Origin of the sequence: Nocardia sp. NPDC059180, from assembly GCF_042754945.1 — a bacterium.
GTDB lineage: Bacteria > Actinomycetota > Actinomycetes > Mycobacteriales > Mycobacteriaceae > Nocardia.
In genome coordinates this window covers 133,972-153,544 of record NZ_JBHZBU010000012.1, presented here as the reverse complement: position 1 = coordinate 153,544, position 19,573 = coordinate 133,972, and the positions used below count along the sequence as shown (strand labels likewise).

The window sequence follows — 19,573 nt, the reverse complement described above, 5'->3', positions numbered from 1 at the left end:
GGAGGCCGTGACGCAGCGGTCAGGACACGGGCACACTCGCCGCGAGATGATCGGCGAGGGTGGTGAGCACGGGGGAACAGCCCGCGTCGATGGTGAGAGTGGCGAGCTCATGTCCGCGGGTACGGCCACGGTTGACGATCACGACGGGCCGCCCGGTCTTGGCGGCGTGACGGACGAACCGCAGCCCGGACATGACCGTCAGCGACGAACCGGCCACCAGCAGCACCTGCGCTTCGTCGACGAGGTCATAGGCCGCGCGCACCCGATCCTTGGGCACGTTCTCCCCGAAATAGACGATGTCGGGTTTGAGGATTCCGCCGCAGCGCAGACACCCGAGCATCCGGAAACTGTCGGTCTCGGTGACGACGGCGTCGGCGTCGGGCGCCACCTTCACACCCGTGACGGTGACCATGTCGGCGAAACCCGGATTGGCTGCCTCGAGCCGCTCGGCCAGCGCCATACGCGAGACCAGATCACCGCAGCCGAGGCAACGCACCCGCGCGTAGGTGCCGTGCAGGTCGATCACCCGGCGATGGCCCGCTTTCGTGTGCAGCAGGTCGACGTTCTGGGTGATGAGCCCGGTCACGACGCCGAGCCGTTCCAGCCGGGCAAGGGCGCGGTGGCCGGGATTGGGGCGCGAGGCATCCAGTTGCCGCCACCCCACGTGATTGCGCGCCCAGTAACGCTGCCGGAACGCGTCGTCGCCGATGAACTGCTGGAAGGTCATCGGCGTCCGCGGCGGGGCATCGGGGCTGCGGTAGTCGGGGATCCCGCTGTCGGTGGACACACCGGCACCGGTGAGCACCGCGACCGTGCGCCCCGTGATCAGCTGTGCGAGCCGATCCGCGTCGGCGCTGTGATCGGGCATGAACCCAGGGTACGGAGGCGCGCCGACCGGTCGGGTGGCGGTCCGGTGGCGGTGATATCGACGCCCTCGGGGCCGGCGGCGACCGTGACGAACTGACGGTCGGTGCGGACCGACGAATCCGGACATCGGCCCTACGCACAACAGGTTGCCTGTTGTATGGGGGATGGCTGTGATGGCATCGGATCTGGTTTACCCTGGTGCGCGCAGCTGTCGACAGGCGAAAGCAGGTGGGTGGTGGCGCTCCCGAGGTCGAGGTTCAGGAAGAAGGCCCTTGCGCGGGTCAACGCGGTGCTGAGACCGGTGGGGTTCCAGGTGGTCAGGCCGGTCGACGACTTCGCTGATTACATTCCCTTCGAGCGGACGCAAGCGGCCGCGCTGGCTGCTGGGTTGCCCGTGGGCGAGTACATCGATCGAGAGTTCAACGTGCCGGGATCAACGCAGGACACCATCGACCGGATGGCCGCGCTCGGGGTGTTCGACCGGCCGATCGCGCGAGTGTGCGAGCTCGGCCCCGGCTCGGGACGCTACCTCGAGAAGGTGATCGCCACATGCTCGCCGCGTTCCTACGAGATCTACGAGACCGCGGCCCCGTGGCGGGACTGGCTGGTCGACACCTACCACGTGACGGCCCAGCCGACCGATGGTCACACCCTGGCGGCAACCGCGGACAGGTCGGTCGATCTCGTGCACTCCCACAAGGTGTTGAACGGTTTGAAGATCCTCGACACATGCCGCTACCTCGACGAGATTGCCCGGGTCGCCGCACCGGGTGGTGCCGTTGTCTTCGATGTCCTGACCGAACGGTCGCTGGACGAGGCAACGCTGCGCCGCTGGCTCGATTCCGGTGCCGGATACGTCACCAGCATGATGTCCGAGCGGTTCGCCGTCGACTTCTTCGCACGACGTGGATTCGCTTTCCTCGGGGACTTCTTCGCGACCTCGATGCCGGGAAAGACGCATTACCTGGTGTTCGAACGCCAACCCACGACCGGCGACCGCGACTGAGCTTCTGATCGCTGGGGCAGTTCGAGCGGGAGGCGCCGAACCGGTGCACGGCCCCACACCTCCCGCCAGCAGTGTTCTGCTCCGGTCCGCTCAGATGACGCCGAGGGCGAGCATCGCGTCGGCGACCTGGATGAACCCGCCGATATTCGCACCCGCCACATAATTGCCCGGCATGCCGTACTCGTCGGCGGTGGCCAGGCAGCGGTCATGGATGCCGCGCATGATCTCGGCGAGGCGCTCCTCGGTGTGTTCGAAACTCCACGAATCGCGGGAAGCGTTCTGCTGCATCTCCAGCGCGCTGGTCGCCACGCCACCGGCATTGGCGGCTTTCCCGGGCGCGAAGATCACCCCCGCTTCGGCGAACAGTCGTACTGCCTCCGGTGTGCACGGCATGTTCGCGCCCTCGGCGACGATATGGCAGCCATTGGCGATGAGCTTGCCCGCCGCGGCGCCGTCGAGCTCGTTCTGGGTGGCACACGGCAGCGCGATATCGCAGGGCACCTCCCACAGTGAACCGCCCGCCACGAATCGCGCAGAGCCCGAGCGGGTCTCGGCGTAGTCGGCGATCCGCGCCCGCCGCACCTCTTTGATGTCCTTGAGCAGTTCCAGGTCGATGCCCTGCTCGTCGACGACATAACCGCCCGAATCCGAGCACGCCACCACGGTGCCGCCGAGCTCATGGATCTTCTCGATGGCGTAAATGGCGACGTTGCCCGAGCCCGACACCACCACCCGCTGTCCCTCCAGCGACCGGCCCGCCGCGCCGAGGATCTCGTTGACGAAGTAGACCGCGCCGTACCCGGTGGCCTCCTTGCGGACCTGGGAGCCGCCCCAGGTGAGTCCCTTGCCGGTGAGCACGCCGGACTCGTAGCGGTTGGTGATGCGCTTGTACTGGCCGAACAGGTAGCCGATCTCGCGGCCACCGACACCGGTATCGCCGGCCGGGACATCGGTGTGTTCGCCGAGATGGCGATAGAGCTCGGTCATGAATGCCTGACAGAAACGCATCACCTCACCCTCGGAACGGCCCTTGGGGTCGAAATCCGAGCCGCCCTTGCCGCCACCGATGGGCAGCCCGGTCAGCGAATTCTTGAAGATCTGCTCGAAGCCGAGGAATTTGACGATGCCCAGATACACCGAGGGATGAAACCGCAGCCCACCCTTGTACGGGCCGAGCGCGGAGTTGAACTCGACCCGGAACCCGCGATTGATCTGCACGGCCCCGGAATCGTCGACCCACGGCACCCGGAAGATGATCTGGCGTTCGGGCTCGCACAACCTGCGGATCACCGCCGCGTCGGCGTAGTGCGGGTGCTTGGCGACCACCGGGCCGAGGCTGTCGAGCACCTCGTGCACGGCCTGGTGGAACTCGGTTTCGCCGGGGTTGCGGCGCAACACCTCGTCGTAGATGTCGCTCAGCTTCGCGTCCAGGACAGCCACCCGCGGACTCCTTGTCGTCGTCGTTGCATCCACGGCCGGACCGCACGCGGTCACTCGGCACCGGCCGGCACACCATGGGGTGCCGGCCGACCGGAAGTTCACCGGCCGAACCTCACACGCTAACCGCCCATGTTGTGAGGCCCGGACCACACATCCATTTCGCGGGAGACGATCGTCTCCATCACGGGTTGGGGAGCAGCGAATCAATCCGACGCATTCCGCCCACGTCGGTGGGAGTCGAATGCGTGGCGGGTAGGGCTCAGCCCGGGCGCAGGTGCGTGACCGGCAGACCGTGCGCAACGCGCAGGCGGGCGGCCACGAGCCCGCGGTGGCAAGCCTGCGGATCGCGCTCGACACAGAACAGGGCGGTCACCGAGTCGCTCGGCAGCTCGGTGACCAGCGCGCCGAGGTCGAACGGGTCGAGGATCTCGTGGGTGTAGCGCTCGACGTACTCGGGCGCCAGTGCGCGGCGGTTGCGCTTGCCCACACCCTGGCGGTCGTCCTCGCGGTACTGGAGCCGGCGTAGCTCGGTCGTCGGCGCCAGCCCCTGTATGTGCCGGTACCCGATGTCGGCTGCGGCGAGCGCACGTTGCAGCCGCTCCGAGTTCGCCCAGCAGTAGTCGGCGCCCCGCACGCCGCGGCGCTGACGCAGGTCGAGCAGCAACCCCACGTTCGCGCCGGTGAGCTCGTCGAGGAAGGTGCCGTCCGTGAAACCGTAGACGCCGATTGTCAGAATTCGGACCACCGGGAATCACCCGCTTTCCTTGCTGTCGCCACCTCCGGCAGGCCTGCCGGAGGTGGCGAGGTGGCATTACCCGACTGCGGTTGCCTCGAGCTCGACCATCAGCACGGGAATCGCCAGCCGGGTCACCCCGAGCATCGTGGTGGCGGGTGCCACCCCGGCGGCCCCCAACCGCGACGCCAGCACGCCGTAGTGCTGGAACAGCAGGTCGACATCGGTGGTGTAGACATTGAGCCTGACGAGGTTCGCCAGCGACATACCTGCCTCGCTGAGAACGACCTCCATGTTGTCGAGGCTCAGCGCCAATTGCGCCGCCATGTCACCGGCATGCTGGGGGTTTCCGTCGCTGCTCATCGCGGTCTGCCCGGCGCAGTACAGGGTCCGAGTGTGCCCGGAGACGATCTCACCCTGGTTGAACCCCATCTCTACCGACCACGGCCACGGATTGACCGCCGTTCGTTCCACTGCCACGTCAGCTCCATTCGATTCGTTGATCTACGTACGCCCATCGGCTCGGTAGCCGCTGCCCGTGACGCCGTGGTGGTAAGCCTCCCAGCGAATCACGACATCCTGTGTCATGTATTCCTGTTAAGTTCTTCGTATGCGCGCCGACCGGTTGGTCTCGCTGGTGCTGCTGTTGCGCCGGCACGGTCGCCTGTCCGCGACAGCGCTGGCGCGCGAGCTGGAGGTCTCCACCCGCACCGTGCTGCGCGATATCGAGGCACTCTCGGCAGCAGGCGTCCCGGTCTACGCCGAGCGCGGCAGGCACGGCGGTTTCGCCTTGCTGCCCGGTTTCCAGACCGAACTCACCGGACTCAACCATGACGAGGCGATCGCCTTGCTCGTCGCCGGATCACGGAGCGGCGCACAGGCATTCGGCCTCGGCTCGGCGCTCGCTTCGGCGATGCTCAAAGTGGTCGACGCGCTGCCCGAAAGCTATCGGGCCACCGCGGCAGGGGTGGCCGAGCGATTACTCATCGACCCCGAGATCGACCTGCTCTCGCGCAGACTGGTTGCCGAGGAAGTGCCCGACACCGTGGTGGCCGAGGTCCGGCGCGCGGTATTCGCCGGACACAAGCTGCGCATCCACTACGCGGCCGTGGACCAGACCCCGACGTGGCGCACGGTGGACCCGATCGGCCTGGTCACCGTCCGTGGTCTTGGCTATCTGCTGGCCACGAGATCCGGCGCCGACCGCACCTACCGGCTGTCGCGGATCTCGGCCGCCGAGCAACTCGCCGAACCGGCCCAGCGACCGGACCGGGTCGATCTGGGCAAGGCGTGGCAGGAACGCAGCACGCGGTTCCGCACGGGCGGCGACCAAGTCACCGTGCTGGTCCGGGTGGACCCGGCACGGCGCGAAGAACTGGTGGACACCGCGCTGGCCGTCCGCGCCGAAGAAACCGACGCCGACGGCCGGCTACGGCTGGAAGTGACCTTCCAGGATCCCAGACACGCCGAATGGGCGCTGTGGCAGCTCGCCACGCACGCGGAAGCCCTGGCCCCGCCATGGTTGCGCACCTCCCTGCACAACCGCGCCACCGCTATCGCCACCTGCTACGGGATGCCGTGAGCGTTATCGCGGGCCACACGACTCGATGTGCCCGCTCCCGCCGCTGGTCGCAGACCGTCGAGCCGCTCCAGGATGCCCTCGTCGACGGCGGCCGCGATGGCAGCAGATCAGTCAGCCCACAAACGGGTGTCGTGGGACTGGATCAGCGCCCGGACTCGGGCGATAGCGTCACCAGCGGTGTGGACGGGTAGGCGACGCCCGTCTCGCAGTCGTATCGCCACCTCGCCGTTGGCGGCTTCGGCCTGGCCGAGGATGAACTGGTATGGCGCCAGACGGGTTTCGCGTACCCGCGCCGACAGGCTTCCTGCCTCGGCGTGCACCACCTGGAATCCACGGCGCTCGAGCGCTACAACCACCTGCTGCGCCGACCCGCCACCGGGGCCGGCCTCATCACCGTCTTCCGCGGCCCCCGCAACAACGGCCACACTCCGGACCGCACAGTCGGCACCATCCGCTGGTTCGATATCGCAGGCGATGGCCGCTACCTCGAGACCGGCCACCGAACCCGCACTGTCCGCCCAGGATCCACCGCGCTCCTGTGCGCATCCGTCGCACACCTGCTCGACCACGCCGACACCGAATACCGCGAATACGTCGATGATCTGAAGTCAACCACTCCGTAATCACCGAGCCATCGTGTCTGGGCCACCGCGCAGACCGTGACCGATAGAACCCTCCAGCGATGGAGAGTTCTATCCGCGGCGCCGGTTACCAGCGGATCGCTTCGGGAGTCTCGAGAGGTGCGGGCTGCTCAGTCGACTCGGCCGCGGACACGCCGTCTCCGTTGGGGATGGCTACGGGGAATCGGAGTCCTGTGCGTTTCTCGATCTCCGGAATCGCGACCTGGTAGGTGCGGAACTCGTCAAGCTCGAGCGCTTCGAGTTGGTCGGCGTGCTGGGTGAGCAGGAACGCCCGGCTCTTCAGTTCGCCTCGTTCAACGTAGACGACGATCTTGAAAAACTCACGCGGGATCTGAACGCCTCGGTAAACACGGTCGTCGTCTTGGAAGACCGGGCCGGCGATCACGCTCACGCGCAGGTTCTCGACTTCGACATCGGCGAACACCGCGTCCTCGATCTGTCCCCAGACGCCGTTGCGGCTGCTCTGATTGAAATCATCGAGCTGCGGGGTGATGTTCGTGTAGTAGAACGAGTCCTGGTTCGCCTGTTCGGCCTCGGGCAGCGACCCCCACAACAGATCGACGCGGCGCGCGATATGCCCGCGATCGACGCGGTTGCCGGTGTACAACTCATTGCCGACCTGAAACTCTGCTGGAATCCGCGGATCCATGGCGAACTCGACGCCATCTCGACTGATCCTCTTCAGGTCGCCGCCATCGATGTTCCAGGCGACCCATCGGGCAAAGCGCCTCGAGGTGCTCAGCGCGAGCGAGAAATGGGTGTAGGCGATCACCGCGGAGCCGTCGAGTGTGAAGGTGTCATCACTGAGACCTGGATCCATCTCGGGCAGATCGACGCGGGCGCCGAGGAAATCCGCGTTGTATCCGGTCGGCTTATCTGCGCTGGTTTGCGCGGCGGCCGACGGATTCAGGGTGATCTCGAGCTTTTCGAACACCGACCTCGGCAGGCAGGCGAGGGCGTGTTCGTCAGGGCTGGCGTCAGTTTCTCCGCCGAAGTGCAGTCCTGCCATCACCTTGTCGGTTGTGCCGTTGGCGGTCTTGAACATCCATACGGCGCCGGAGTCGCCACCGCGGCTGATCTCGTCATCGGTCGCCGGGTGCGCCGGGTCGGCGCCGATCTCGAAACAACCGATCCGCTGTTCGCCTGCGGCCCCGTAGCTGATCTTGACGATGACATCGACACGGCGCACCACGCCGTGGGTGACCGAGGTGGTGCGGCCGCTCTTGAGTATCGTGTCGCCGAGTTCGGGGTCACCGAGTTCTTCCGGCGTGACATCGATTCCGAGGATGCCGGTCTCGAACCGCCGGTCCTCGATCGTGGCGACCGCGCAGTCACCTGCCACCCCGAGGTGTGAGCGTTTCAGGACCCCCAGGCGGTTGCGTTGGGTCCGGTTGTCGTCGTGGGGGCCGGGCTGGACGACCACATCACCGATCGCTCCGTCAGGTCCGTGCAGGACGTGCCAGTTGCTCAGCACCAAAGGAGTGCCGTCGGTCGCGTCGTAGACGATGCAACCGAGGGTGCCAGCGGTCTCCTTGGTGTTAGCGATGCTTACGCCAGGCAGGACAGGGTCACGCCGAACCTTGGTCTCCGCCGGCTCGGCCTCAGCAACCACGCGGAACGATGGCTCGTAGCGGCGCTCGAGCACATCGGTCGGGACCGCGACCCCAACTACATTGATTGATTCCGGAATCGCGGTGGTGCCGAGCGCTTCCAAGCCCTCCAACGCAATCTTTCGACCGACCGTGAACTGGACTGACAGAGTGTCCGTCTGTATCCCGTTGGTGATCTTGTACCCGACGCCGATCGAGGTGACATTCGGATCGTCGAGGTAGCTCGCGCCCCGGGCGCGGATGAAACGGCGCAGCGCGGCCCGCAACTTGTTATCGGTGGCCGGGGAATTCGTAGAACGTCGATCGGCGGGCATAAGGATTGGTCTCCTTCACGATCCAGGCGGGTCGATCGTGCGACGGGGCGCCGCGATTACCGGATACACGCTCCACACCACGCTGAATCGTGGTAACCATCACATGGCTGGCACTGGTCGTCGCAAGATGCTTCGGGACCAGGTAGGTCCTATCGGAGCGCACCCGGTTCGGCGTGACGCGCAATGTAGTTATGCGCTCGGCGCCAGGGGTCGTAGGCGAACTCAGCGCGCGTTCGATGCCAGTGCCGAGCGCAGAACTCATCCAGATCCATGTCTATCCGCTGCTGCCGATAGCCCGCATCGGGTTCGGCAGCCTTGTGAGCATCGAGCACCTCAGCTTCGTAGGTCCAACCGCAGTGATCGAAAGCCCACGTCCCGTCGGTGACGTACACGTGACCAGGGTCGGGCGCATTCCACGGCCATAACCCCATTAGCGTCCACCCACTCGAATGAGCTTCGATGAACGCATAAGCCAGGATGTGGCAGGCGCCGGCAGCGAAGAACCACTGGTCGACCCGATGCCATGATAGGTGCGGGTCCGCACGTTCGAGCGGGGTACGTAGAAATGTGGAACTCGGAACGTACACGTAGTCAGCCTATTCCGCGGAGACGGTCGCTTTATGGATGTCGGCCATGAGGCGGCGACGGAACCCTGCTGAGGTGACAGATGGGCGGGCTCGCCATAAGGGCCTATGCCTATTCCTAACAGACCGTACGGTATGACATCTTCGAATATGTGTTCCCGTGGGTTCGCAAATCGTGTCTTCGATGCAGCTGACACAAGCTCTTTACCTGGAGTTATGTGGAGACGACGCGATTATCTAGGCTGTCCACGACGCGGCGAGAGCGGTTGGGTTCGCGGTCTCCTTCGGTCGTCCTTTCGCCGCCTGGATCACATGTAGCGGGGGTGCGAAGGAGTGTGGTTTGCGAGTACAGCGAGTCTTGACGCCCAGTGACGCCGTCGAGTAGTGGACCGTGCTGGACGCACAGTTCTCGGTGGTCGAGCCGGTCGAGCTGTTTCTGGAGTGTCTGACAGGTATCGGCCGGTCGTCGGGCACAGTTCGGTCCTACGCGTTCGATCTGCGTGACTACTTCCTGTTCCTGGGCAGACACGGGATCTTTTGGAATGCGGTCCTTTTGGAACACCGCGGCCGATTCGTCGGATGGTTGAGGCTGTATCCGGGTGGGCAATCAGCAAAGGTCACGGCCTTGACGGGCGGAGCGGATGTGTTGCATCGACGATCAACCGGAAGCTCGCCGCGCGGGTTCGCCACGAGGGCGTTGTTCGCCGAAGCCCACGGGCCATCCCCGCGTGTGCGGGGGCCGACCAAATCAGCTGACCATCGCCGATGACGCCGATAGGACCATCCCCGCATGCGCGGGGCCGAGGCCGGGACGCCGGTTCTGCCCTTTGCCAAGCAACGGCGTCGCTCGGGAGTGTGGCACGACGCACGGACAAATTGGTGGGGCTACCGTTCGCGTTCAAACCCGGGCCACTCCCGGTCTGGCAGCGAGTTCTCCGACAGACCACGCGGAGCGTTTGGGATTTCGCGTTCTCGCTCGTAGACGGCGAGGTCACGGTCGATCTCGGCCAGGCGGGCGGTCCGTTCGGCTTCCCACCGTTCCCGGTTCGCAGTGTGCTCGGCGATATCGCGATCGATGCGAGCGTGGTGCAGCGCGTTGCGGACTCTGGTCATGGTCTCGTCGCGCAGTTTGATGAGGGTGTGCCGGCGGCCGGGGGGGAACTGGTGCTGCCGCTTGCCGAACTCGCTAACCAAGAACTTGACGTGCTCATGCAGGGCAACCGCTTCTGGCCAACTCTGGACGCGCTTGGCGTCCTCGATCGCATCCAGGAACAGATCTTTCACCGTGACCGTCAACGTGCCTCACCCCGATCCGCCCAGCATTGACTATCCCGTCACCCTACGCGAAACCAGCCGCCACCGGCTGCTGCTTCCACTGGTCGGAGGGCGGGCAGATATCGACGTGAAGTCTTGCGGTGCCGTGGATTTGGCGCCGCGATGTCGGAGGCAACCGGCAATATGGAGCCATGGGATCGGACAAGGGGATTTGGGGATGGTTGCGCCGGAGAAAGGCCCACCCGGAACGAATGCGGCGGGCAGCTTGCGTTCACAGCGTTCAGCTGGTCTGCCACCAGGACACTTGGGCAACAATCGACGAGTGGTTTGTCACACCGTACGGGCACGACAGGAGGGGGCGGGTACCGAAAGAACGCATCAAGGCTCACGGTGGTGACGCAGTCGAGGCTACGCTATCGGGGATGAGCCTGGTTGGCTTACTGACCTACGCGCACAAGCAGGACTCCACCATCACCCCCGACCCTGAGGGTCGGGCAGTTGCTCGGCGAATCTACGACCAGGTCGCGAAAAATGATCGACGCGGTAGATCCCGATTCGGACCCCGGCCAGCCCATCCCTCCGATCGTGCTGGACGACAAGCTCGGTAACCAGGCCGCTGCCAGCTGACCTCCCGTTGGTCGACGCTCTCGCCCTGATGCCCCCGGGCCTTACGACGACAAGCGGCTCCCGGCCAGGTCGAGCCGGCGCATCAGATGAGGGGTTCCGGTAGCAACCGACGAAAAACACCACATTTGGGCTTGGCCCAGATAACCGGGTGGCCGCTTCGCGCAGGCCCGGAGCGGCATCGGCGGGTATCGTCTCGTGCTCCGAACGCAGTCGCTAACGCTGCCGTGATCAGGAGAAACGCGCCATATCCGTTGATTTTTCGGCGCCTACTACGGCGACCCCATCACCAACCGAAGGGCCCAGGGAACATCTGGGGCCCTTCCTCATGCCCAGCACCCAGACCCCTGTTTGGGCCGATCCGCCCGAACTTGTCGGACCCCGGGCTCACCATGGCTCGTGGCGCACCACCGAATCCGGTGCGCGGCAGGGGAACTGGCGTAGGGAGGCGGAATGGCCGAGAAGACCAAGGCACGGCGACGGGCGTATGCGCTGTGGACTGACGAGAAGAACACCGAACTGGTCGAGATGCTACGGGCGCAGGTGCCGCTCGAGGAGATCTGTGAGCGCACCGGCGGTAGTCCGAACGCGATCGGCCAGCACTGCATGGAGATGATCCCGGCGAGCTACAGCGGCGTCACCGCCAAGAGGGCGTTCGAGTTCTTGCCGGTGTTGCTCGCGGACCCGAACTACGACTGGCGCGAGCCGTTGCGTGAGCTGCGCCGGGCGACCCGCAGCATCTACTGGGACCCAGACATGGACGCCACGCTGCGGCAGGGCTGGGCCGACGCGGTCCCGCTCGAGGAGCTGGCCGTCGAGCTCGGGGCTTCGGAGATCGAGATCGGGCGTCGGCTGATCGGATTCGGGTTGGCCGAGACCATGACCGAGGTCGTCGACCGGCTCGGGTTCGGCGAGGACGACACCCTGTCCGGGCGCCTGCGCGTCGCCGCTGATCGGGAAGCGGCCGCGGTGTGGGTCTTGATCGTCGACAACGTCGCCGCCGGCGGCCACCCGACCATGTTCGGTGAGGCGGGCCCGGCGAAACGGTATGTGTCGGTCCACGCCGACGCCGACCGTGCCGCACGCGAACTGAGCGAAGTGGTCGCCGACCACCTGCGCGCCGGCGGGCGGGTGCAGGATCTGACCACCGCGATCGTCGAGCGCACCGCCGGTGACCGCCACATCGGCAAGTCTATCTTCGCCACCGGCGACGAACTATCTGCTGCGGCGGAGGCGACTGGACAAGCTCTGGTGCCGGTGGTCGACCTCGACGCGCTCCTCGAAGAGCACACACCGACGACGGAGGTGGTCGATCTCGACGCGATCGGCGTGGCCGCGAGCGCCCGGCCTAAGCCGCGGCCGCGACGCTTCTGGCGGCGCCGCTGAACCGAGCCGACAACGGCAGTGGCCCCCGGCACCCAATTCGGTACCGCGGCCACCGCGTGTCGATCAGGGGTGACTAGTCCCAGAACCAGTCCCATGCCTTACCGGAGCCCGAAGCACCTCGGTAGGTAGGAGGCTCCACCCTGGCTACCGGCCAGGTGCCAGAAAAAGAAGGTCCCGCCAGAGCTGGCGGGACCTTCTTCGTCCTCGGGCATAGGCCCTTCGATCAATGCGCTGCTCTGCCAGCTGAGCTACCGCCCCAAGCGTGAATGGAGCGGACGGGCCTCGAACCCGTGACCTTCGCAGTGCCAGCAGTGTATCGGGGAGCACCGACAACCGAGAACCGCCGGGACGACCAGTTGCCAGCTAGCCGCGGCCAATTGAGTGGCCCGGCCAAACCCTCGGAAGAAGGTGCAACGCCCCGCGCGCACACCCCCGTACAACCGGTTAACGGGGACACCCCGCCAAATCCATAATCGCGTGATCGAGGATGTTTATGCCGAAATACCTGAATACTTCCGGGAAGCTGACTTCTGCTGGTCAGGATCTCGCTGCCGAGCTCTACAACCCTGCCGTCGGAACGATCGTCGGGTGGCTGACAAGAGGCGAGGCCGCCGGCCAAGTCCGCTACGGCCATCTCCCGCTGTGGTGCTCGACCGCGCCCAGATCGACCGCGACCTCCGCGAGGACATCGCCCTGGAAACCTTCTGCACCGTCCTTCAACCCTTTCTGCGCGCACTCGACGCCGGCGGCTACGACTCCACACGCGGCACGACGATCACGACCTACTTCCTCGGCGCCTGCCGCAACCGCCTCGGTGATGTAATCCGAGCGCACCAGCCACGACTCGCCATGGAGCGCCAGCAAGAAACCAGCGCCCTGCTCGAGCACCTGCGCGACGACATCCGCTTCCACTCCAACCTCGACTACGACCGATTCGACGACGTCGACCTGGCCCAGCGCATGCTGATCAAAGCTCCGCATGACCTGCGAGCCGCCCTGCTGCTGCACATCGAGGAAGGCATCACCCTCAAGGACGCAGCCATCCGCACGGGGTCGAAACCGGCCACGATCCGCTCGAAGCTGCTCCGCCACAGGAAAAAGCTCGCGCGGATGCACTTCGCGGGCGTGGTCGTCCTGCCCGAGAACACCTCCCTCGGCGACTGGGCCCGGGCAATCGACGGATCCAGTGAATAACCCGCCGCAGCCGACGACGGCAACCACCCAAGCAACCAAACAGCTCCACCACCTGCGGTTTTCCGACTGCAACAGCGAATCTTCCCGCCCGTAGCGCCCCGATCGTTCCCCTCGAACAGGTCCGGGCGCAGCCCATCATGCGGGCTACCTGTTCGGTCAACCACAAACCCGAACGGAACACCATGAACACCCTCAACTCGATCGTTCTTCGAGTCTTCGTCGTCCTGATCATCATCTTGCTCGGGCTCCTGGTGGCTGCCATCGCCGTCGGCATGGCACGGCACGAAGGCACCTCGTGGACACGAGCCCTCAAACAGGGCGCGACCGGATTCGTCGCGACGAGCACCCTGATGCTCGCCGCCTACGTCGCCTTCGTTCACTTCCCGTGAACATCTCGAGCCGTGTGGCTCCGGGTGGTAGCCACACCCATCACTCGGCTCAGACAGGATCGGCACTGACGGCGCACCATCGGTGCCGATCCTGTCTGGGGTTACGGGGCGAGGAGCAAATCCGCCCGATCCGGCGCTAAGGAGTTACCGCACATAGCTGCTGCCTATGCGCAGTAGTGCACATGGCGACCTGGTGTTTTGACCGGTCAGCGGCGGGGCGGATCGGGAAGCTACGTGCGGTACCGGCGAACTCGAATGCCCGCCCGGCGGCAAACGTCCAGTTCGACTCGCGCTACCGCCGGATTCGGCGCTACTGCTCCTCACGCCCGGTCAATATGCGCAATGAGAGTGATCCTGATTGAGCCCAAAGGGATCAGTATGCGCAATTGCTCGGGCGACTGTAGTGGGATCCCTCATCCACGCTTATCCTCCGGAGATAGGCGAACGTTCCGAGACAGCCAGCCGGGTCGGGAGCCGTCTTCGCCCAATCGGACACGATCCGCGGACGGCGCAGAAGAAGTGACGCCCCACCATTGCAGTGGGGGCCCATTGCAACGGGGGCGCCACCGTAGACACACCAAGCCCGCTTTCCTAACCGAGGGGTGTGCCATGGGCAAGACTACGCGGCGGAAGTCGCATTTGAGTAAGAAGAGTCCCGACGGGATCACCATCAAGGTCCCAGTCAGCCGGAGAGCATTGAAGAAGCTGTCCAGACGCATCGGGCTCATCATCCTCAGCTACCTTGCATTCGCAGCAGTAGGTACCGACGGAGGTGACATCCAACCCGACGAGCTACTTCGGCAGCCCGCAGTCGCCCAACAGGGGCACATGGATCGCCAGGTACCGCAGTGCCCTGCAGCTACCCGGGGTTCCGGCAGTAATCGCGCGGAAAACAATGACAATGGCTTGACCAGCGACGACGTGCCGTAGCGGCGGTGCCTGGACGGCAAAGGGTGGCGGCGGAATTCGCCGATGTGCGTCGGCGGGCGGAGTGGATGAGTCGAATTATGTAGGGAGCCTGGAAAGAATCCGAAGCAAGAAACCGGGCCATACCTGATGGTTCGTTACCTCAACGATCAGGCGTCTTAATCGCCCCACCGAATGACCTGGTGGTTCGGCTTACTCCTGGTCGGTCGGTGCGGAGGTCAGCGCTTGGGCTATTGCGTGATTGATCAGGCCCGCGCCGTCCGCTACACACAAGTGGCTGGCTCGGACGCTGCTGGGGGAGCGGCTATACGAGTGGAACCAGCTCATTGCGTGAGCCTGGAACGAAACGCACAGGTCGTCGAATGGATCGGCCCGACCGCCGCGGCCTGGATCACCACGACGACAGGAATCCCGGCGGTGCTCAACGCGCCCCTGAGCGCCGCCAACCACCCGGGCCAGGTGTTGCCAGATAACTAAGGTTATCGGGCAAGTTTGATAGAATCGGGGTCTACCGACCTGTCGATTCCACACACGGGCATGGCAGTTCGATTCCTGGTTATCGGGCAACTCTGGAGGTTGGGGTGGAGTTCGAGCGCGAACACGAGAAGCGACGCATCGAAGCGTCGGCGGCAGGACAGTCCGGGTGGGGCCGAATTGGATCCAGCGAAGATCACCAGCGGTACATGTTCCTGTTGCCCGGCCGGTACCGGAACTGGAACCGGAGCCGCTGCTTCTGCGGTTGCCAAGGAAAGACCTCGCACGGCGGCGCGGCCAACGGGGTGACGTTGGTCAACGGCTGCGAGCTGTCGATGCGGCGGTGGGTTCGCACCGGGGAGTTCCGCACCCAGGCCCAACTCGACCACATCGCCCAAGTAGTCCAGGCCAGCGCTACACGGAAGCAGGGAGGTCGGTCATGCCGCGGCTGATGTCGGTGTCGTTGACCGAGCGGCAGGTGCGCGAGCGCGCCAAGACCGTGACCCGCCGGATGGGGTGGCGCAATGTGCGCCAAGGTGAGCGGTTGACGCTGTGCCGCAAGGTCATGGGCCGCCGCCGGGGTAAGCCACTGGTGCGCATCGTCGACGTGGAGGTCCTCGCGGTACGGCGCGAGCCGCTCGACGCGATCACCCCGGATGAGGTGGTCGCCGAGGGGTTCCCGGAGATGACGCCCGATCAGTTCGTGGACTTCTTCTGCGACAGCCACACCGGCTGCGCGCCCGCCAGCGAGGTCACGCGCATCGAGTGGCGCTACCTCGCCCCGGGAGTCGCCGAGCAGGGAACGTTGTTTTGATCGACGACGGCACCGCGATCACGGTCCAGATCGAGGCTTTCCTCATCGATCTGGCCAACGCCAACCGGCCGGCCAACACCATCCGCGCCTACCGCGGCGACTTGAGTACCTTCGCCGAGCACGTCGACGGCGGTGTCGATGCCGTGGATGTGGGTGCGGTGCGGTCGTTTCTGTCCGAGATCTCCGATCAGGCGCCGGCCACCCGCAAGCGCAAGCGGGCCGCGGTGTCGGCATTCTGCCGGTGGGCGGTCCGGCACGAGCTGCTCGACGCGAACCCGATGGACCGCGTCGACACCATCACCGTTCCCAAGTCGTTGCCGCGCCCGGCCCCGGCGGCCGAGGTCGCGCGGGTGCTCGACCGGATCTGTGCGCGGCGGCCGCGCAAGGATATCCCGCTCGACGTGCTGCGGGATCGGGTGCTGTTCGAGACCGCCTACGTCGCCGGGGCCCGCGCGAGTGAGGTGTGCGGGCTGTATGTGGAGGATTTCGACCTGGTCCTCGACGACGAGCACGTGCGGATCCATGGCAAGGGCGGATCGGTGCGCACCGTGCTGCTCGACGACCGCGGCTACGTCGCCCTGCTGCGCCTCTACCTCGCCCGCACTGGCTACACGTCCGGGCCGATGTTTCGGGCCAGCATCAACGGCCGCGGTGGCCCGCTGTCCTATTCGGCCGCCCACCACCGGTGGGTGAAGTACTGCACCGCAGCCGGAGTCGACATCGACATCCACCAGCTGCGCCACTCCCACGCCACCGAACTCATCAACTCCGGCGTCTCGATCGAGGTCGTGCGCAAACGCCTCGGCCACGCCTCCACCGAAACCACCCAGATCTACACCCTGCTCGCCGACAAAGTCGCCGACGCCGAGATCCGCGCAGCGCGACGGCGACGGACCCGCGTCTGACCACCCGCACCCAGGCGATGAGGTTGACCAGTGCGGTTCATCGTCCATCGCGGCGGGCCCGGAGGTGCCTCGTCGGCTCGAGCACCAGCAACGCATCGCGTCGGCGAGCCTTGTCTGAGTGCGGGTCGCCGTAGTATCAGCCGAATTTCGGGCGAATATGACGTATCAGCTGGTCAGAGGGCTATTGGCTGTGTCCGAGGGAAACCCGCACCACAGGCCGATATTCGGACAACGCACCTACGACCTGTCGCGATACCGCTCCAGCCATGTGCGACGTCGCCCGCTGTCTGGGGCAAGCCCAAATGTGGTGTTTTTTCGGCAGTTACTACCGGAACCCCTACCACGCGCGAACGACCGTCCGGATCTCATCGGGGGGAAGCCTTCGGCGACGAGTTGGCTGATCACTTCATCTAGCCCCAGGTCTTGGTTCTGGGGCGCGGCAGGCTCGGCCTGGTGTGCCGGTTGTTTATCTGGGCGGACTGCGCCGATCCGGCGCCGCCGCGGCGGGTACGTTCGGTCCGGTTGCGGGGCAGGCTCCTCGATGTCGAGGAACCCGTTCGTACGTAAGGCGCGGCGGAGATCGTCGGCGGCGTCCGGGCCAGTGACGAGTTCGGCGTGGCGCTGCTGGACGTACTGGCGACCAAGGTCGGTGAAGCAGAGCCTCGAACGGCAGCTCGCCGCACTGGCGGGCGCGGGGGTCCCCGAATCCCGGGTCTATATCGACAGGAAGACTGGCGCCACGGTCGACCGACCGGGCCTGGCTGAGCTGCTGGCCTATGCCCGGGAGGACGACACGATCGTGGTGCACACTCTGGACCGGGTCGGGCGCAACCTGCGCGAGGTGCTGAACCTGGTACACGAGCTGTCCGACCGTGGGATCGGCGTTCGGTCGCTGGCCGACCCGTTGCCGATCAATACCTCCAAGTAGGGCATAGGTCGGATCGCGTTCTTGCTGCTGGCTCTGTTCGCTGAGATGGAACGCACCTTCACCGCCGAACGGGCCGCGCACGCCCGCAGCGTCGCCGAAGCGGCCGGGCGCCACGTCGGCCGACCGATCGCGCATACCACCGACCGCATCGACTACGCCCGGCTGCTGCGCGAGCAGGGCGACAGCCTCGCCCAGATTGCCGCCAAGACTGGCATTCCGAAGACATCGCTGCACCGCTACCTCGCCACAGAGAGCCGATGACGCCACATAACGAACCGCTGTGCTCGCCGATCCCGTTCTACGACAGCAAGGTCCAGCTCGCTGGGCTCGATGTGGTTGAGCGCCTCTTTGAGCAGGGGCAACACGCCAGGGTGATGTAGTAGCGCACCACGATTTGATTCGGGCGACTGAAGTACTCGACGTGCAGCAACGCCCGCTCCGCCGAGAAGCGCCGAACGTTGATGTGGCTCCGTTACGAAATAACGCCGGCCAACGTCGCGTATTGCCAGCTGGCGGGCATTGAGATAGCCTCGCCTCATTGGGTGCACGTGCGCCTATCGAGCCTCAACCAATCTGGTTGGGGCTCTTTTTCGTTCAGGCCTCCGGCGCTGCGCCGGGGGCCATTCGTCGTCTATGGAGGGTTCGTGTCGATCACTGCTATGCCAATCGGAGCCGAAGTCAGTGTGTGAACTGTGTTCTGGGCCCAACTTCCCCTGCTCGTCCTCGCGGTAGCCGTCATTATTGTGGCGACTACTGCATTAGGGCGGGCTCGACCTGAGGACGTACCGCGGGTGTTCGAAGCGTTCGCAGCGGCGTTCGGCCGACCCGACCGGGCCACAACCGGCTTCAAAGAGGACAAGGCGGTAGCGCTGGACCCTGGATCGGCCGCAGCCGCTACGCTTTTCAATGGCAGCTCCGATAGCAACCGGCCCACGTCTTCGATGGCGTGGGTGGGTTGGCAAGAGCCTCATCGCATCCGGTGGGGGTCTTGCCGATCCACCCACGCCGAGAAGGAAGGCAGATGCCCATGTCAGAGCCGCTACCACCACGGAATTCTTCGTGGCCGGCGCTGCGCCGGTCCACGATCCGCAGGCTCAAACGAGTCCGGCCGTTGGTGCCGTGGTTACGCACTGCGGTCACGCTAGCGGGAGTTGCGAGGTGGTGCTTGGAAGGGTGTGGTGCCAGCCCAACTTTCGTTGAGCTGGCGACCAGCGTGCTGTTGCCATAGCAATGAGGGGTCCCGTCGAACGCCAATAAGACGGGGCCCCCACCCCTTTCCAGGGTGTTTGCCGGTTCTAAGTCTAGTCATGGCGAGACACGGAACGTATTGAGCCACATATCCGCTCTCGGCGGCCGACTTTCTGGCACCGCCGGTAGGTCCGTGACCTGGCGCTCAGATCGGCAATCCCCAGAAATCGGCCGGACTGCCTGTGTCGACAGCGGCTCGGCGAGCTCGCCGAGCAACGCCCGGACCAGCAGCCGGTCGTCGACGTCTAGCTCGTCATCATCATGATCATCATCGCCGCCACCGGTACTGGTGCCCCTCTCATCACCGCCATCGACGCAGGCTGACCACCATCCGGCGATATAGGGGAGGGCCCAGGACTCCCCTATATCTGGGTTACCGGGTCGGCGTGGTGGTGGTTGTGGAGGGCATCTCCCCGCCATCGCTGCTGGTCCAGCCATATGTGTTGTTTTTCGCGCGACTGCTACCGGAACCCCTGGAGGGGCCGCTGCCGATCGGTATGGCGCGGTACGAAGGCACGTCGTGGGCACTAGCCCCAGGCAGGGGCGGCATGGGTTGGTCGCGACGAGCACTTGATGCTCGCCATGTACGCCCTGACCAAGGCTATCGTCTGGCTGTACCGGATTGCTCCTCC

The 19,573-nt window shown here is 65.4% G+C and carries 20 protein-coding genes; 12 read left to right on the top strand and 8 right to left on the bottom strand.

The annotated features are described in order from the left end of the window. Positions 1 to 19 precede the first annotated feature (19 nt). A complete protein-coding gene (locus ACFXNW_RS29015) occupies positions 20 to 868 on the bottom strand; it encodes an NAD-dependent protein deacetylase (RefSeq protein WP_379420985.1) in 849 nt (282 codons plus the stop codon). 288 nt (positions 869 to 1,156) lie between these two features. On the opposite strand from ACFXNW_RS29015, the gene ACFXNW_RS29010 reads away from it, so the two are divergent. After that, on the top strand, positions 1,157 to 1,873 hold the full coding sequence (locus tag ACFXNW_RS29010) for a class I SAM-dependent methyltransferase (protein WP_379420984.1): 717 nt from the start codon (positions 1,157 to 1,159) through the stop codon (positions 1,871 to 1,873). 90 nt (positions 1,874 to 1,963) lie between these two features. Here ACFXNW_RS29010 and gdhA read toward each other — a convergent pair whose 3' ends face one another. From gdhA to ACFXNW_RS28995, 3 genes are all read right to left on the bottom strand, one after another. After that, positions 1,964 to 3,313, bottom strand: a complete 1,350-nt coding sequence (gdhA, locus tag ACFXNW_RS29005) for an NADP-specific glutamate dehydrogenase (RefSeq protein ID WP_379420983.1) — start codon at positions 3,311 to 3,313, stop codon at positions 1,964 to 1,966. A gap of 259 nt (positions 3,314 to 3,572) precedes the next feature. After that, the gene (locus ACFXNW_RS29000; protein ID WP_379420982.1) at positions 3,573 to 4,058 is read right to left on the bottom strand and encodes a DUF488 domain-containing protein; all 486 of its coding nucleotides are present in this window, start codon (positions 4,056 to 4,058) and stop codon (positions 3,573 to 3,575) included. A 66-nt stretch (positions 4,059 to 4,124) separates the two neighbouring features. After that, positions 4,125 to 4,520 (bottom strand): RidA family protein, encoded by a 396-nt coding sequence (locus tag ACFXNW_RS28995; RefSeq protein ID WP_379421032.1) that lies wholly within the window; start codon positions 4,518 to 4,520, stop codon positions 4,125 to 4,127. A gap of 136 nt (positions 4,521 to 4,656) precedes the next feature. Here ACFXNW_RS28995 and ACFXNW_RS28990 point away from each other — a divergent pair, with 136 nt between their 5' ends. Then, positions 4,657 to 5,628 carry a helix-turn-helix transcriptional regulator gene (locus tag ACFXNW_RS28990; RefSeq protein WP_379420981.1) on the top strand — a complete coding sequence of 324 codons (972 nt, stop codon included), beginning with the start codon at positions 4,657 to 4,659 and terminating at the stop codon, positions 5,626 to 5,628. A gap of 107 nt (positions 5,629 to 5,735) precedes the next feature. Here ACFXNW_RS28990 and ACFXNW_RS28985 read toward each other — a convergent pair whose 3' ends face one another. Further along, on the bottom strand, positions 5,736 to 5,951 hold the full coding sequence (locus tag ACFXNW_RS28985) for a hypothetical protein (protein ID WP_379420980.1): 216 nt from the start codon (positions 5,949 to 5,951) through the stop codon (positions 5,736 to 5,738). Here ACFXNW_RS28985 and ACFXNW_RS28980 point away from each other — a divergent pair. Continuing rightward, positions 5,943 to 6,251, top strand: coding sequence for an ESX secretion-associated protein EspG (locus ACFXNW_RS28980; protein ID WP_379420979.1), 309 nt, complete (start codon positions 5,943 to 5,945; stop codon positions 6,249 to 6,251). The genes ACFXNW_RS28985 and ACFXNW_RS28980 overlap by 9 nt on opposite strands. An 85-nt stretch (positions 6,252 to 6,336) precedes the next feature. Here the strand turns inward: ACFXNW_RS28980 and ACFXNW_RS28975 are convergent, their stop codons facing one another. The 3 genes from ACFXNW_RS28975 to ACFXNW_RS28965 form a co-directional block, all read right to left on the bottom strand. Continuing rightward, positions 6,337 to 8,193, bottom strand: a complete 1,857-nt coding sequence (locus ACFXNW_RS28975) for a DNA/RNA non-specific endonuclease (RefSeq protein WP_379420978.1) — start codon at positions 8,191 to 8,193, stop codon at positions 6,337 to 6,339. Positions 8,194 to 8,342: 149 nt separating this feature from the next. Beyond that, positions 8,343 to 8,585 (bottom strand): hypothetical protein, encoded by a 243-nt coding sequence (locus ACFXNW_RS28970; RefSeq protein WP_379420977.1) that lies wholly within the window; start codon positions 8,583 to 8,585, stop codon positions 8,343 to 8,345. Positions 8,586 to 9,662: 1,077 nt separating this feature from the next. After that, entirely contained in the window at positions 9,663 to 10,073 is a 411-nt protein-coding gene (locus tag ACFXNW_RS28965) for a hypothetical protein (protein ID WP_379420976.1), read from the bottom strand. A 1,056-nt stretch (positions 10,074 to 11,129) separates the two neighbouring features. Between ACFXNW_RS28965 and ACFXNW_RS28960 the strand changes: the two genes are divergently transcribed. From ACFXNW_RS28960 to ACFXNW_RS28920, 9 genes are all read left to right on the top strand, one after another. Further along, positions 11,130 to 12,062 carry a hypothetical protein gene (locus tag ACFXNW_RS28960; RefSeq protein WP_379420975.1) on the top strand — a complete coding sequence of 311 codons (933 nt, stop codon included), beginning with the start codon at positions 11,130 to 11,132 and terminating at the stop codon, positions 12,060 to 12,062. A gap of 642 nt (positions 12,063 to 12,704) precedes the next feature. Then, positions 12,705 to 13,256: an RNA polymerase sigma factor gene (locus ACFXNW_RS28955; protein WP_379420974.1), complete on the top strand. Its 552-nt coding sequence runs from the start codon at positions 12,705 to 12,707 to the stop codon at positions 13,254 to 13,256. A 182-nt stretch (positions 13,257 to 13,438) separates the two neighbouring features. Further along, positions 13,439 to 13,645, top strand: coding sequence for a hypothetical protein (locus ACFXNW_RS28950; protein WP_379420973.1), 207 nt, complete (start codon positions 13,439 to 13,441; stop codon positions 13,643 to 13,645). Between the two features lie 1,257 nt (positions 13,646 to 14,902). After that, complete coding sequence (locus tag ACFXNW_RS28945) at positions 14,903 to 15,049, top strand: hypothetical protein (protein WP_379420972.1); 147 nt, start codon at positions 14,903 to 14,905, stop codon at positions 15,047 to 15,049. Between the two features lie 436 nt (positions 15,050 to 15,485). Continuing rightward, the gene (locus ACFXNW_RS28940) at positions 15,486 to 15,860 is read left to right on the top strand and encodes a hypothetical protein (protein ID WP_379420971.1); all 375 of its coding nucleotides are present in this window, start codon (positions 15,486 to 15,488) and stop codon (positions 15,858 to 15,860) included. Further along, a complete protein-coding gene (locus ACFXNW_RS28935; protein ID WP_379420970.1) occupies positions 15,857 to 16,765 on the top strand; it encodes a tyrosine-type recombinase/integrase in 909 nt (302 codons plus the stop codon). The genes ACFXNW_RS28940 and ACFXNW_RS28935 overlap by 4 nt, the downstream gene beginning before the upstream one ends. A 157-nt stretch (positions 16,766 to 16,922) precedes the next feature. Further along, positions 16,923 to 17,693, top strand: a complete 771-nt coding sequence (locus ACFXNW_RS28930) for a recombinase family protein (RefSeq protein ID WP_379420969.1) — start codon at positions 16,923 to 16,925, stop codon at positions 17,691 to 17,693. A gap of 45 nt (positions 17,694 to 17,738) precedes the next feature. Then, the gene (locus ACFXNW_RS28925; protein ID WP_379420968.1) at positions 17,739 to 17,954 is read left to right on the top strand and encodes a helix-turn-helix domain-containing protein; all 216 of its coding nucleotides are present in this window, start codon (positions 17,739 to 17,741) and stop codon (positions 17,952 to 17,954) included. Continuing rightward, the gene (locus ACFXNW_RS28920) at positions 17,951 to 18,073 is read left to right on the top strand and encodes a hypothetical protein (protein WP_379420967.1); all 123 of its coding nucleotides are present in this window, start codon (positions 17,951 to 17,953) and stop codon (positions 18,071 to 18,073) included. Before ACFXNW_RS28925 ends, ACFXNW_RS28920 begins: the two co-directional genes overlap by 4 nt. Positions 18,074 to 19,573 lie beyond the last annotated feature (1,500 nt).

Excerpts from the sequence above, each read along its gene's own strand:
- ACFXNW_RS29015 (WP_379420985.1), bottom strand. The coding sequence starts at position 868 with ATGCCCGATCACAGCGCCGACGCGGATCGGCTCGCACAGCTGATCACG.
- ACFXNW_RS28950 (WP_379420973.1), top strand. The coding sequence starts at position 13,439 with ATGAACACCCTCAACTCGATCGTTCTTCGAGTCTTCGTCGTCCTGATC.
- ACFXNW_RS28920 (WP_379420967.1), top strand. The coding sequence starts at position 17,951 with ATGACGCCACATAACGAACCGCTGTGCTCGCCGATCCCGTTCTACGAC.
- ACFXNW_RS28930 (WP_379420969.1), top strand. The coding sequence starts at position 16,923 with ATGACGTATCAGCTGGTCAGAGGGCTATTGGCTGTGTCCGAGGGAAAC.
- ACFXNW_RS28975 (WP_379420978.1), bottom strand. The coding sequence starts at position 8,193 with ATGCCCGCCGATCGACGTTCTACGAATTCCCCGGCCACCGATAACAAG.
- ACFXNW_RS28990 (WP_379420981.1), top strand. The coding sequence starts at position 4,657 with ATGCGCGCCGACCGGTTGGTCTCGCTGGTGCTGCTGTTGCGCCGGCAC.
- ACFXNW_RS28925 (WP_379420968.1), top strand. The coding sequence starts at position 17,739 with ATGGAACGCACCTTCACCGCCGAACGGGCCGCGCACGCCCGCAGCGTC.
- ACFXNW_RS28960 (WP_379420975.1), top strand. The coding sequence starts at position 11,130 with ATGGCCGAGAAGACCAAGGCACGGCGACGGGCGTATGCGCTGTGGACT.
- ACFXNW_RS28940 (WP_379420971.1), top strand. The coding sequence starts at position 15,486 with ATGCCGCGGCTGATGTCGGTGTCGTTGACCGAGCGGCAGGTGCGCGAG.